General features: G+C 72.8%; 1 protein-coding gene. It reads left to right on the top strand.

Features of this window, described 5'->3' with window-relative positions; genetic code table 11:
• On the top strand, window positions 1-478 hold a 478-nt coding region (locus QSK36_RS43100; protein ID WP_285786447.1), incomplete at both ends, for a family 1 glycosylhydrolase.

Genomic DNA, 478 nt, shown 5'->3' on the forward strand with positions numbered 1-478 from the left:
TCTACCGGCGGCTCGTGGACGCCCTGCGCGAGGGCGGCATCGAGCCGTACGTGACCCTCTACCACTGGGACCTGCCGCAGGCGCTGGAGGACCGCGGGGGCTGGCGGGTCCGCGACACCGCCGAGCGTTTCGCCGACTACGCCGAGGTGATGTACGACGCCCTCGGCGAGTCGGTCTCGAACTGGATCACGCTCAACGAGCCGTACTGCTCGTCGATCGTCGGCTACGGCGAGGGCCGGCACGCGCCGGGCGCCAAGGAGGGGCACGGCGCGCTGGCCGCGGCCCACCACCTGCTGCTCGGCCACGGTCTGGCCGTCGCGCGCCTGCGGGAGATGGCCAGACCCGGTCAGGAGGTCGGGGTGACGCTCAACATGTCGCCGACCGTGCCGGTGACTGCCTCTCCGCAGGACGTCCGGGCCGCGCGGCGGATGGACCTGCTGGTCAACCGGCAGTTCACCGAACCGCTCTTCGGCGGGGC

The sequence above is a fragment of the Microbispora sp. NBRC 16548 genome, from assembly GCF_030268985.1.
Taxonomy (GTDB): Bacteria; Actinomycetota; Actinomycetes; order Streptosporangiales; family Streptosporangiaceae; genus Microbispora; species Microbispora catharanthi.